The sequence below is a fragment of the Pseudofrankia asymbiotica genome (genome assembly GCF_001983105.1).
Classification (GTDB): domain Bacteria; phylum Actinomycetota; class Actinomycetes; order Frankiales; family Frankiaceae; genus Pseudofrankia; species Pseudofrankia asymbiotica.
In genome coordinates, this window is the sequence record NZ_MOMC01000131.1 from 1 (window position 1) to 12,666 (window position 12,666).

Below are 12,666 nucleotides of genomic sequence, written 5' to 3' on the forward strand. Positions count from 1 at the left end.
TTCTCGAACAATCTCGCGGAGCGCGACGTCCGGCCGGTCAAGGTCCAACAACGCGCCTCCGGCGGCTGCTGGCGCACCCTGGAAGGCCTCGCCGACTTCGCGATCGTCCAGTCCTACCTGTCCACCRMCAGCAAATGGGGCCTCGACACCCTCGACGCCCTCACCCGGCTCTTCACCACCGGCCCCTGGCTACCACCAGCGGCACAACCCGTCTGATGACCAGCACAATCAGCTACGACGCCAGCTGAACAGCTACCCGACCGCGGACATCGTCCTCACCCCTCGCACAGTCATAGACGCCCCCAGCGGACGTCGATCCAACAAGCCTCGCCCGCGCCCCACACCGCCGTCTTGAATGTTTCGGCCACACCCACCGGCAGGCCGTCACGCTGAATTCCCGGGTCGACGACCCTGGCCGGACGCCCAAGTCTCCCCGCCCGGCCGTAAGGCGTGATCGAGCACGTACGCCGCGGCATCGGTCGCCTGGTCGATCCTCTCGCGGAGGTCGCCGGAGATCGTTCCCCACCCAGTCCCCAGGACGGCCTGGTCCACCGCGAGGTGTATCGCTAGGTCCCGCCACGGATCGAGTACTCCCTCACCGAGCACGGCCGCGAGACGACAGTGGGGCCCTCATGATCGAGGGCCCCACTGTTCTTCGCTATCTGTATCCGTTGTTCGGGGTTCTCCGCCGCGCTCCGCGGGTCCTGCCATCAGGTTGCCATCAGCTCGCCAGCGGCTTCGGCTCCCGTTCGTACAGTCGTCGCGACCAGATGTAGGACAGCGCCGCGACCCCGACGCACCAGGCGATCGTGATGACCAGGTTGTCGCCGATCTCCGTTCCGGTCAGCAGGCCACGCAGCGTCTCGTTCACCGGGGTGAACGGCTCGTACTCGGCGAACCAGCGCATCCCCGTCGGCAGCGAGCTCGTCGGGACGAACCCGCTACCGAGGAACGGCAGGAGGATGAGGAACATCGGCGAGTTACTCGCGGTCTCCACGCTCTTGGCCGACAGCCCCAGGCCGACGCACAGCCACGTCACGGCGAAGGTCAGCAGCAGGACCACGCCGAAGGCGGCGAGCCACTCGGCCGCGTTCGCGTGCGGCCGGAAGCCGACGGCCAGCGCGGCCGCGGTGACGACCACGACGCCGATCAGCGTCTGGATGGTCGCGCCCACGACGTGCCCGGTCAGCACCGACGACCGGGCGACGGCCATGGTCCGGAAGCGGGCGATGACGCCCTCGGTCATGTCCTGCGCGACGGCGATCGCCGTGCCCTGCGCCGCGGCGGCCACGGCCATCAGGATGATCGCCGGGGCGACGTAGTCGGCGTAGGCGGCGCGGCCGCCGCGCAGGTCGGCCGGCGTGCCGCTACCGAGCCCGCTACTGAGCCCGCTGCCGAGCCCCGACCCGAGCGTCCCACCGAAGACATAGACGAACAGAAGCAGGAAGACCAGCGGCATCAGGATGATCATCAGGGTCAGCGACGGATAGCGCCGCATGTGCCGCAGGTTGCGACGCAGCATGATCCGCGCGTGGACGAGGGCGTGGGAACGGGTGCCGGCGGTGTCGGCGGTGTCGGCGGTGTCGGGGCCGATGTCGTCCATCGTCATGGTGCTCATCGGTCAGGCTCCCTTCTTGCCGGTGAGGGCGAAGAAGACGTCATCGAGATCGGGGGTGTGCACGGTGAGCGCCGCGACCTCGATCGAGGCGTCGTCCAGCTGCCGCAGCAGCGTCCGCAGGGTGCTGACGCGGCCGTCGCCGGCGAGCTGGAGCGTGAGCGCGTCGTCGTCGCGGCCGGTCGGAGCGAGCACCATCGGGGCGAGCACCGTGGCGGCGGCGTCGAGTTCGGCGTGGTCGGCGAAGGCCAGCTCGATATGGCCGCCGGGGATGCGCGCCTTGAGCTCGGCGGGCGTCCCCTCGGCGACGATCCGGCCGCCGTCCAGCACCGCGACGCGGTGGGCGAGCTGGTCAGCCTCCTCCAGGTACTGGGTTGTGAGCAGGATGGTCGTCCCCGCCGCTACCAGCTCGCGGATGATGTCCCACATCGTGCGCCGGCTGCGCGGGTCCAGGCCCGTGGTCGGCTCGTCGAGGAAGATCACCTTCGGGTCGCCGACCAGGGTCATCGCCAGGTCGAGCTTGYGCTTCATGCCGCCGGAGTAGGTCGACGCCGGCTTGTCCCCGGCCTCCGTCAGCTCGAACCGTTCCAGCAGCTCCTCCGCCCGGCGGCGTCCGGCGCCCTTGGGCAGCAGGTGCAGATCCGCCATCAGCATCAGGTTCTCGCGGCCGGTGAGATAGCCGTCGACGGCGGAGAACTGGCCGGTGACGCCGATCGCGCGCCGGACCGCCTGCGGGTTCCTGGCGGGGTCCTGGCCGGCGATGCGGATCTCGCCGGCATCGGGACGGAGGTAGGTCGTCAGGAGGTGTACGGCGGTGGTCTTGCCGGCCCCGTTCGGGCCGAGCAGGGCCAGGATCGTGCCCCGCGGGACCGTCAGGTCGATGCCGTCGAGAACGGTCTTCTCGCCGAAGGACTTGCGGAGGCCGCGAGCCGAGATCGCGGCGACGGTGGTGGCCGTGCCGGTCATGGCCGCGCTGGCGGTGGCGGCGCTGCCGGTGGCTGAGCTGACGGTGGCTGAGCTGACGGTGGCGGGGCCGGTCATGGCTGCGTCAGTGGTCGATGGCACGGTGCTCACGCCACCTTGTCCAGGCGCGGCGCGCGGCGGATGGTGACGTCGCCGAGCTTGGTGTTGGCGTGCACCTCGACCTTGTCGACCGGCTCGCCGGCCTCGGGGGCGTCAGAGGAGGCAAGCTCGTTGTAGACCCGGCCGACACCGGTGTTCAGCTCCAGCCAGGCCGCGCTGCCCTCGCGGATGCCGACCTCGACGCCGCCGTTCTTGGACGTGGCGAACACCTTGCCGCGCACGACCTCGCCGATCCGCACCTCGCCGTTGGAGTTGGCGGCGGTGATGTCGGACAGCGCGCGATCGACGGATACCGAACCGTTGGAAGCCTTGATGTTCGCGGGGCCGGTGACGACACCGACCCACACCTTCCCGTTGCCGGTGGAGACGTCGGCCGTGCCGTCCACGGTGCCGATCCGGATGTCGCTGGAGCCGCCGTGCACCTTGGCGGAGCYGCTGACACCCTCGACCGTGATTCTGCCGACGCCGCCACGGAGGCTCAGCGGCCCGGTCTCGGCGAGCCGGACGGCGCCGAGGTCGGTCCTGAGCGCGACGGTGCCGAGCGCGCCGTCGGACTGGAAGTCGCCGAGGTCGGCCTCGCCGCGGACCGCGGAGTCGGTGGGCAGCTGGAGGACGATGTCGATCGACTCGGGACGCTTGCTACTGAAGTTGACGAACCGGTTCAGGGGCTTCCTGGAGACGATGCTCAGCGTCCGGGTGGCGTCGTCGTACTCGACGCGGGTGTTCTCAGCGGCCTTGACGTCGGCGGCCTTGTCCGGGTCGCTGGGGCGGACCTCGACGATCGTGTCGGCACGGTCGGAGACGACGAAGCGAACGTCGGCGACGTAGAGGTCGAGGGCGACGGAGATCGGGGACGGGGTGGCGAAGTTCGAGAGGGACATCTCGGGTTCCTTTGCTCAGGATGGCTCTGGCCGGTGGCTGATGCGGTGATGCGGTGATGCGGTGGAGCGGTGATGCGGTGGAGCTGGGTGCCGCGTCGGTCCTGCTGTGGTGCCGCGCCGTCGTGGTGTTCGGGATCAGCGGGCCCAGCCGCTGTAGCTCTCGCCGACGRCCCGGTCGGGCTTCCGCGCGGAGGCGGGCCGCGTGGCGCCCCGGCCCTCGGCCGCCAGCCCGGCGGCGGCGGCGGCGGCCCGGACGATCCAGGCATTCACGGAGAGCCCGCCGCCAGCGGCGGCGTCCTCGATCAGAGCCTTGAGGTTGGCCGGTAGCCGCAGGTTGATCCGGACCATGGCGGCGTCATCGCCGTCGGCGAGAGGCAGCCGCACCTCGAGGGGGCTGGCCACGGCCTCGGCGGCGGGCGCGGCGGCCGGCGCGGGCGGCGGCGTCACGACGAACCCGGCCTTCCCGCCCCGCAGCCGGACATCGACGGAGCCGGGCGCGAGCTCGGCGGAGATCTCCTCGGCGGCGGCCGAGAGCGCCTCCAGCAGGGTGAGCCGTACCGCGGCGTCGAGCGGGGAGAGAAGCCGGTCGGCGAGGGCGCGGGCGTCCTCGCCACCCACCTCGGCCGCGGTCGTCAGCTCGCGGCGGAGGTTTTCGACGTACTGGGTGAGTTCCATGGCTCTAGCATGGCACCACTCTGGCACCATTACAAGCCGTTCTGGCTCAATTTGGCTCATCCGTGGGCCACCGACGGCACCAACGAAGCGAGAGAGATGGCACGACGCGGCGCCATGTGGTGTCACGCGGCGCCATGCCGCACCGCGCGGCACCCAATAATGATCTTGCTGGTCGGCTGCGTACCAGCCACTTGTCGGCCCAGCCGGTCACCTGGAGATCCGCCGTCCAGGTCTGGCTGTCCCGTCCACGACGTCGTGCCGGACCACATCGCCACGCCACCGACGGCGGCGTGCCTCCGGCGGGTGCCGGGCTGGGCTCGCCCGCGTCCAGCCCGGCCAGCCGGTGGCCTGCGCCGTCGCGATCCGCGCACGCCGGCCCTCGTCTTGCCGAACCGGCAACCAGGTTGGTCAGGCCGAGACGCGATGGGCAACGATGACCTGGTGACCGACGACATCGCGGCTGGATCGCCCGCGTCCTACGCCTCTTCGCCTGCCGACGGATACGTCGGCGACCCCGCGGTGGCGGCCCACTGGGACGGTCGGTACACGGACCGGGAGCGGTTGTGGAGCGGCCAGCCCAACGGCGCGCTCGTGGCCGAGGTCGCCGGTCTCACACCCGGGCGGGTGCTCGACGTCGGCTGTGGCGAGGGCGCGGACGCGGTCTGGCTCGCGCGCCACGGCTGGGACGTGACCGCCCTCGAGGTTTCGGGAGTCGCGCTGAGGCGTGCGGCCCGGCACGCGGCCGACGCCGGTGTCGCCGTGCGTTGGGTGCACGCCGAGCTGGCGCGGGCCGGGCTCGCACCGGGATCGTTCGATCTCGTGTCGGCGCAGTATCCGGCGCTGCTGCGCACGCCCGACGCGGCGGCCGAGCGGGCGCTGCTCACCGCGGTCGCGCCCGGTGGCGTGCTGCTGCTCGTTCACCACGCGGGGATGGACACCCACCAGGCACACGACGACGGCTTCGACCCGGCCGACTACGTCTGGCCCGCCATGGTCGCCGAACTCCTCGACGACGACTGGGAGGTCGAGGTGAACGAGCAGCGTCCGCGCGTCGCGCCCGAAGGCGGCGCCGGCGCGCACCACACCGACGACCTGGTCCTACGCGCACACCGGCGACGCTGAACCCCTCCCTCACACGGCACATTCACCACGCGATCACGCAAGCCCTCTGGCCGATGCCCTGGTCATGACGACGGCGCCGGCCGGAGCTGATGCCGCACGCGCTCACGCTGGTCATCGACGTCCGGCCTCGGTCAGCACGTAGCGACCAGCACGGCCGGTCCCGCGGCTTCCTCGTTGACCAGGCCGTGGCGCCGCTGTGCCCGAAGGCGCTGTGCCCGAAGGCATCGCACCATGACCAGCCACGCGACGGCCAGCACGGTCGCCCACCGGACCTGACCGCCGACTGACACCCCAGGTACAGGAATGCGACTGGTTGGCCGACCGGTGGTCGACGGACGCTCATCGCGGCCCCAGTCAGGCATACGCCCAGCTCACGGGACCAACGCACCCGGCACAGGCTGGCGCCCGACGCGCCGGCCGGGCGGCGGCCGCACGCGGGCCGCCCGAACGACATCAACGAAGGATCATCATGTTCCCCCTCCACACCGACCTCGCCTTCCAGCTCGCCCGTGAACACGCCGCCGAGGAACACCGGCGGGCCGCGCGCCGCCGACTGGCCCGGGACGCCCGTGGCCCGCGACCCCGACGCGCGTGGCCCCGACGCGCGTGGCTCGCGGCGCTGACCGGCTTCCCGCGCCGGCACGGCGACCCGCGGCCGGCCGACGAGACACAGCGACCTCGGCGGGGTGCATCCCTGCCGCAGGCAGTGCCAAGCCCCAGGTCGCCCAGCTCGACCACCTCGGCTGCCTCGACCACCTCGACCACCTCGACCACCTCGACCACCCAGTCGACCGGCCTGATCAGCCCCGCCGCCCACCTCATGACCCAGCCAGTCCAGCGACCAGGGCTCCCGTCGATGACGAGCGTCGGCGGCGAGGCCCGGACCCAGCCGCGGGATTCCCGGCCATGACCGACTCCTTGCGACCGCTGGTCATCATGGTCCTGGTGCTCACCGAGGTCGGGCTGTGGCAATGGCGGGTGATCCTGACCGGCCGCGGCGCCAAGGGTCTCCCGACCGTGCTGGGAATCATCGGTGCCGTCCTGCAGATCACCGMCATCGCGCAGGTCGTCGCCTACGTCCGGGATCCGCTCACCGTGGCCGCCTACGCCCTCGGGGTCGGCGGCGGGGTCCTCATCGGGGTGACCGTGGGAAATCGGTTCACCGCGGAGGCCGTCGGCGTCAACGTCCTCACCCGACAGCCTGAGCTGGACGGTCAGCTACGCGCCCGGGGCTGGCCGGTGACCTCCTACGAAGGTCAGTCCGATACCGGCACCGTGCATCTCCTGCAGATCGTCGTCGACCCTCGAGCACGCGTCGCGCTGCTCGCCGACGTCACCGAACTGGCCCCGCGGGCGTTCTGGACCACCGAGAAGGTCCAGCCCGGCCCCGGCCAGCCGCGCCTGAGCGGACGGTTCGGCGGCCAGGCGACACCCCGGCCACGCCTGACCRCTGTCCCGGTCGGTCAACACTAAGCCCACGACCAACGGGCTCTTGGAATGTACGTCCGGGACCGGGGCTGACGTCTCGCCGGTCCGTCGACGAAAATCGCTGGAAGGCCGCGCGGAAAATGTCGTCGAACTGACTTCCGACTACCCTGTCCGGTATTGGTCGTCATCGCTTCAGGTGGTCGGCCGCGGGTGACACTTGCTGGCAGAGGTGCGCCGTCGACCAGATCCTGTCGACGGCTTCTGCTTGTGGCCAGTCTTTCCGGCTTGGCGCGCGGCTTCCTGGAGACCGCCGGGGTTGTGTTCCCCGTCGCCGAGTTCAGTGACAGGCTCGGAAATGCGTCGTCCTGGCTGCCCGCGCGTTTCGGGGGCGAGGAGAACGTGATGAACGACGCCGTGGAGACGGGACGGCGACCCAGCGACCAGCGACGGCCGGACGTTCCCATGCCGTCGGCCCGGCCGGGAGAGCCCGAGGTCACGACGGTGGACCTGCCGCCGCGTGTGGGTGCGCCGCCGCCGTGGGTCCGATCGGCTGACGGTGGTCGATCGACGGTGGGCGCCGGCGAGGATGGCGAGCTGAAGACGGTGATGTTCCCACCGCCGGTCGGGGCACCGCCGCCGTGGGCGCGGTCGGCCGGTGGTGGTCGATCGACGGTGGACGGCGGCGGGGACGACGAGCTGAAGACGGTGATGCTGCCGGCGCCTGTCGGGGTGCCGCCCGTGCTGGTCGGGGGCGTATGGGCCAGCGGCATCGGCCTGGCCGGCGGCATTGGTCTGGCCGCACCGACGACGCGGCCAGCGGCGAACCCGCGGGCGCGGATGGTGTTCGCCGTCGTCTGCGCCGCCGTCTTCATCTCCAACCTGGACCTGTTCGTCGTCAACGTCGCGTTCCCGGACATTCACCGCGCGCTCGGCGGTCAGTTGTCGACGCTGTCCTGGGTGCTCAACGGCTACGCCATCGCCTTCGCGGCGCTGATGGTGCCCGCCGGACGGCTCGCGGACCGGCACGGGCATCGCGATGGCTTTCTCCTCGGCCTCGGGTTGTTCACGGTGGCGAGCGTCGCCTGCGCGGCCAGCTCTGGCCTGACGACGCTGATCGTGGCCCGCGTGGCGCAGGCCGTCGGAGCCGCGGCGCTGATCCCCACCAGCCTGGCGCTGCTGCTCGCCGTCACTCCGCCGGAGCGGCGCCCGGCCGCGGTGCGTGGCTGGGCGGCCGTCGGCGGGCTCGCGGCGGCGCTGGGGCCGGTCGTCGGCGGGCTGCTTGTCGAGGCGGACTGGCGGTGGGTGTTCCTGGTCAACGTGCCCGTTGGCGTCGTCGCGCTGGTGGCCGGGGCGCGGGTCCTGCCGCGGCCGCGGCAGACCGTCTCCGGACCGTTCCCGGACGTTCTTGGAGTCCTGCTGCTCACCGCCGGTATCGCGCTGCTGGCGCTGGGTCTGGTGCAGGCCCCGTCCTGGGGCTGGGCGTCGGCGAAGGTGATCGGGAGCTTTGTCGCGGCCGCGGCGCTGCTGGCCGGGTTCGTCGCGCGCTCGGCGCGTCATCCGGCGCCGGTGGTGGAGCTGGGGGTGCTGCGCGCCCCGGGGTTCGGGCCGGCGGTGTTCGCGTTGCTGCTGTTCAGCGTGGCCTTCGCCGCGATGCTGCTGTCGATCGTGACCTACCTGGACGCCGCGTGGGGCTGGTCGCCGCTGTTGGTGGGGCTGGCCGTCGCTCCCGGCCCCGCGATGGTGCCGCCGGTGGCGTTGGGACTCACCGGGCGGCTGATCGACCGGTTCGGCAGCGGCCCGGTCGCGGCCGTCGGCACACTGGCCTTCGCCGCCGGACCCGCCTGGTGGGCCCTGCGGACGGGACTGACCCACGACTACGCGACGGCCATGCTTCCCGGCCTGCTGATCGTCGGGTTCGGAGTCGGGCTCGCCCTGCCGACGCTGACCTCCGGGGCGACGTCCGCCCTGCCGGCGGACCGGTTCGCGACGGGCAGCGCGGTGGTGAACATGGCCCGCCAGATCGCCAGCGTGCTCGGCGTCGCCATCCTGATCGCCGTCATCGGCTCACCGACGGCTCGGACGGTCGTCGCCGCCTTCCACGCGGGCTGGTGGTTCTGCGCCGCCGCGTCACTCGCGGCCACCGCCGTCGCCGTTCCCAGCCTGGTACCTCGCGGGCAGGTACGGACCTGATGTACACGGTCGCGAGCGTCCGGCTGTCAGACCTGTCACCCGTGGCACGACCGCATCGCCTGTCCTGGCTGGACCAGGTCCACGATCAGTGTCGACAACTGCCATCGACTGCCCTAGTGTCACTCACTGACACATAGGCATTGRGTGACAGTTGGAGGTCGCGGTGGATCGCAAGTGGTGGGCGTTGGCCGGCGTCGCGGTGGCGGTCTTCGCGGTCGGCCTGGACGGGACGGTGCTGTCCGTGGCGCTGCCCGCGCTCGCGCCGAGGCTGCACGCCTCGGCCACGGATCTGGTGTGGTTCTCCTCGGCGTACCTGCTGACCTGGGCCGCCGCCATGCCGCCCCTGGGCTCGCTGGGTGACCGGTACGGGCGGCGCCGGGTGATGATCGCCTCCCTGGCCGCCTTCGGGGCGGCCTCGGCGTGGGCGGCGTGGTCGGGCTCGGCGGGGATGTTCATCGCGGCCCGCGCGGTGGGCGGGATCGCCGGAGCCGGCATCGTGGTGATGGCCATGTCCGCGGTCACGGTCATGTTCGACGAGGACGAGCGCTCACGGGCGGTCGGAGTGTGGGCGGGGGTGAACTTCCTGGCGCTGCCGACCGGGCCGATCCTGGCGGTTGGCTGCTCGACCGGTTCTGGTGGGGCTGGGTCTTCCTGATCAACGTTCCGGTCGTGGTGATCGCCCTGGTCGCCGTGGTGACGCTGGTGCCCGAGTCCCGCGGCGCGCGGCGGGGCCGGCTCGACATCTTCGGCATGGTGCTGTTCGGCGTGGGGCTGGCTGGGCTGGTCTACGGTTTCGCCGAAGCCGGCACCCGCGGCTGGGCCTCGGCGGTCGTGATCGCGGCGCTGGCCGCCGGCACGCTGCTGCTGAGCGCCTTCACGATCTGGCAGCGTCCCCGGACTCCCGGCGCGGTCGCGACACCGGCGTCGACCCGGGCGCGCGAGCCCTTGGTCGACGCGGGCCTGTTCCGTATCCCCGAGTACGTCTGGGGCGCGGTTCTGGCCTTTCTGTGCTCGCTGGCGATGATCGGGGTGCTGTTCACACTGCCGCAGTACTTCCAGGCCGTGCTCGGGGTCGATGCGATCGGCTCGGGTCTGCGGCTTCTGCCGCTGCTCGGCGGACTCGCCCTCGGCGCGATCGGAGCCGAGCCACTCGCGAAGGCGATCGGCGCGAAGGCGACGATTGTCGGCGGCTTCACCGTGATGGGCGCCGGCCTGATGCTCGGGTCCGGCACGAGCATGTCGAGCGGTCTCGGGTTCCTGTCCGTCTGGACCTCGATCACCGGCACCGGAATCGGCATAGTGATCGCCACCGCTACCGCCGCGGCCCTCGGGCGCATCTCTGTCGACCGCGCCGGCGCGGCCTCGGCTCTCATCCAGGCACTTCAGGACGCCGGCAGCCCGTTTGGCGCCGCTGTGCTCGGCACCGCCGCACTCGCCGGCTACCGCGCGCACCTCGACACCAGCGGGCTCACCCCAGCCCAGGCCGGTGTCGCGCGCGGCGGGGTCTTCGACGGCACCGCGCTGGCCGACCAGGTCCGCTCTCCGGCCCTGCTGGCCGGCGTCCGTTCGGCGTTCGTCGACGGCGTCGACACCGCCCTGCTCGTCTGCGGTGGGATAGCGTTCGCCGGGGCGCTCCTGGCGCTGCTCCTCTTCCCACGACGGGCAACCATCGCCGTGCCAGAGGCCGCTACCACGGACAGCGATACGAACAGTGATGCCGACGCCGACGCTGTCGAGTTGCCAGCCGCTATGGCGTCGCCAGCACCGCTGCTGGTGTCGCGGCAGTCAGGTGTCAACCTGCCGGGTGGCGACACAATGATCGAAACAGCACGTGGTGACGCCCTCGTCGAAGGGAGCGAATAGTTGCCGGAAGATCGGCCGTCGTGGCGCCAGACGCAGACGATCGCGCTCAAGCAGGCGATCCAGTCGGCCGCGCTGCACCTGTTCGCCGAACGTGGCTACGCTGAGACCACGGTCGGCATGATCGCGGACGAGGTCGGGATCGCGTCGCGGACCTGCTTTCGGCACTTCCCGACCAAGCCCGACCTGGTCCTGTGGGACGCGGCCGACTACGACCTGCTCGCCCACTTCCGTGCCCGGCCCGCCGGCGAGGGCGTCCTCACAGCATTCCGCGAGGCCCTGCGTGCTGGCTACGCCACCCTGAGCTCCGAACAGCGCGCCCTGGAGGAGCACCGCACCAAGCTCATCGCCGCGATACCCGAGGTCCGCGCGGCGCACCTCGATCACCTCACCTCCGCCATGCACGAGTTCACCGCGGCCGTGGCGGAACGCGCCGGGCGGACGCCGGACGACGGCGACGTCATGGCGGTGAGCGGCGCCATCATCGGCATCATGATGATCACTCAACTCGACGCGCCCGCACGGTCCTCGCCGTCCTCGTCGGGCCTGGACCCGGTCGCGGTGCTCGACGATGCCCTGGCCCGGCTGCAACACGGATTCGGCGCACTCTGACCACGGCGCGAACAGCGCCACCAGCAACAGCGCGAAAGGCGGAGCAGGCCCGAAGCGCTACGTGTGGCCGCCAAAGCAACCGTCCAAAGCCCGGGCCGCGCCTCGGCCACCAAGACACCTCTCTCTACCTGGCGGCGTCGCCCGCGACCAATCTCCCACAGCGATTGGGCCTACTTCTCCACCTTCGCGGCCTCCGGATATCAAATCCACACTAAATCGCCCAATACCGGCGTATGCGGCCAACCGGTCACGCCGTGCTCGGTTCAGTCGTGGCCTGGCGCCCGCGGCGACCTGTCATCCCTGAGCGCGCCAGGCTCCTCACGCGCCGAATCATCCGTGGCGCCCGCGTCGACCGGCCCGACGGCCGACAAGACCGCCCGGAAAGTGTGGGTGTTTACTTGTATCCCCAGGTCAGTGCATCTACGCTGCGATCCGCGGTCCACACCGCGACCGGCCACAGCCATCGTCGCGGGAATGACGAGCCGCGACCCGGTCCGATGCGCCATTCCTGACCCGCGGCTTCTCCGGAACGCGCACCGAGGCGGGCCACCTCCACGCCGCCGGTGCGCGAGAGCACCAGGACCACCAGCAAAGGAGCCAACGTCCGTGACACCTCTATTACGTCGCGTCCTCTTACGGTCCGCCGCCGCGGCGACCGGCGTGAGCTGCGCGGTCGCGCTGACCGCCTGCGCTTCCGCCGGCGCGGGTGCTGGTGGAACGGGGTCCTGCGCCGCGACGCCGGGTGTCACCGCGAGCACGATCAACACGGGCCTGCTGTACACCGACTCCGGACCGACCAGCGAGGGCCTGACCGCTTTCCGAGCCGGCATCGACGCGCGATTCGGACTGGTGAACGCAAACGGCGGTATCAACGGCCGAAAGATCACTTATACGTGGCGTGATGACCAGGGTGCGGCGGGAACCAACCTCACTCAGGCCCAGGAACTGGTCACCAGAGACAGCATTTTCGGCCTCATCGAAGGCCCGAATGGCACGGAAGCCGGTTCAGCTGACTACCTCGAGCAGCAACACCTGCCCGTCGTCGGGCTGGGCAGCGACTCGGTCTGGCTCACCCACGACAACATGTTCTCCTGGCTCTTCGTGAACACCACGCCCTCGACGGTCTTCGGCGACTACGTCCGTGCCCAGGGCGGCACCCGCGCCGCCATGGTGGGCCTGGCGGGCGACCAGGGCAGCCAG

General features: G+C 71.3%; 13 protein-coding genes and 1 pseudogene. 10 read left to right on the top strand and 4 right to left on the bottom strand.

Features of this window, described 5'->3' with window-relative positions; translation table 11 throughout:
• Positions 1-216, top strand: a pseudogene (locus BL253_RS38055) (IS66-like element ISFsp10 family transposase); the annotation flags it as partial.
• A 505-nt stretch (positions 217-721) separates the two neighbouring features.
• On the opposite strand, the gene BL253_RS38065 reads toward BL253_RS38055, so the two are convergent.
• From BL253_RS38065 to BL253_RS38080, 4 genes are all read right to left on the bottom strand, one after another.
• Positions 722-1,618 (bottom strand): ABC transporter permease, encoded by an 897-nt coding sequence (locus BL253_RS38065; protein ID WP_081439100.1) that lies wholly within the window; start codon positions 1,616-1,618, stop codon positions 722-724.
• A gap of 3 nt (positions 1,619-1,621) precedes the next feature.
• The gene (locus BL253_RS38070) at positions 1,622-2,581 is read right to left on the bottom strand and encodes an ATP-binding cassette domain-containing protein (protein WP_076822958.1); all 960 of its coding nucleotides are present in this window, start codon (positions 2,579-2,581) and stop codon (positions 1,622-1,624) included.
• A gap of 104 nt (positions 2,582-2,685) precedes the next feature.
• Entirely contained in the window at positions 2,686-3,579 is an 894-nt protein-coding gene (locus BL253_RS38075; protein WP_076822950.1) for a DUF4097 family beta strand repeat-containing protein, read from the bottom strand.
• A gap of 135 nt (positions 3,580-3,714) precedes the next feature.
• Positions 3,715-4,254 carry a type II toxin -antitoxin system TacA 1-like antitoxin gene (locus BL253_RS38080; protein ID WP_076822951.1) on the bottom strand — a complete coding sequence of 180 codons (540 nt, stop codon included), beginning with the start codon at positions 4,252-4,254 and terminating at the stop codon, positions 3,715-3,717.
• Positions 4,255-4,677: 423 nt separating this feature from the next.
• On the opposite strand from BL253_RS38080, the gene BL253_RS38085 reads away from it, so the two are divergent.
• The 9 genes from BL253_RS38085 to BL253_RS38120 all read left to right on the top strand — a co-directional run.
• Positions 4,678-5,376 (top strand): class I SAM-dependent methyltransferase, encoded by a 699-nt coding sequence (locus BL253_RS38085; protein ID WP_198946562.1) that lies wholly within the window; start codon positions 4,678-4,680, stop codon positions 5,374-5,376.
• A gap of 89 nt (positions 5,377-5,465) precedes the next feature.
• Positions 5,466-5,663: a hypothetical protein gene (locus BL253_RS42685; RefSeq protein ID WP_076822952.1), complete on the top strand. Its 198-nt coding sequence runs from the start codon at positions 5,466-5,468 to the stop codon at positions 5,661-5,663.
• A 182-nt stretch (positions 5,664-5,845) separates the two neighbouring features.
• Complete coding sequence (locus tag BL253_RS42690) at positions 5,846-6,286, top strand: hypothetical protein (RefSeq protein ID WP_076822953.1); 441 nt, start codon at positions 5,846-5,848, stop codon at positions 6,284-6,286.
• Positions 6,283-6,849: a DUF5698 domain-containing protein gene (locus BL253_RS38100; protein WP_076822954.1), complete on the top strand. Its 567-nt coding sequence runs from the start codon at positions 6,283-6,285 to the stop codon at positions 6,847-6,849. Before BL253_RS42690 ends, BL253_RS38100 begins: the two co-directional genes overlap by 4 nt.
• Before the next feature lie 357 nt (positions 6,850-7,206).
• Positions 7,207-8,994: a DHA2 family efflux MFS transporter permease subunit gene (locus tag BL253_RS38105; RefSeq protein WP_241835514.1), complete on the top strand. Its 1,788-nt coding sequence runs from the start codon at positions 7,207-7,209 to the stop codon at positions 8,992-8,994.
• A gap of 163 nt (positions 8,995-9,157) precedes the next feature.
• Positions 9,158-9,649, top strand: coding sequence for an MFS transporter (locus BL253_RS44560; RefSeq protein ID WP_241835515.1), 492 nt, complete (start codon positions 9,158-9,160; stop codon positions 9,647-9,649).
• Between the two features lie 14 nt (positions 9,650-9,663).
• On the top strand, positions 9,664-10,857 hold the full coding sequence (locus BL253_RS38110) for an MFS transporter (protein ID WP_241835516.1): 1,194 nt from the start codon (positions 9,664-9,666) through the stop codon (positions 10,855-10,857).
• Positions 10,858-11,466: a TetR/AcrR family transcriptional regulator gene (locus tag BL253_RS38115; RefSeq protein WP_076822956.1), complete on the top strand. Its 609-nt coding sequence runs from the start codon at positions 10,858-10,860 to the stop codon at positions 11,464-11,466.
• 606 nt (positions 11,467-12,072) lie between these two features.
• Positions 12,073-12,666, top strand: a 594-nt coding sequence (locus BL253_RS38120) for an ABC transporter substrate-binding protein (RefSeq protein WP_158230513.1), incomplete at its 3' end; no start/stop codon positions are given.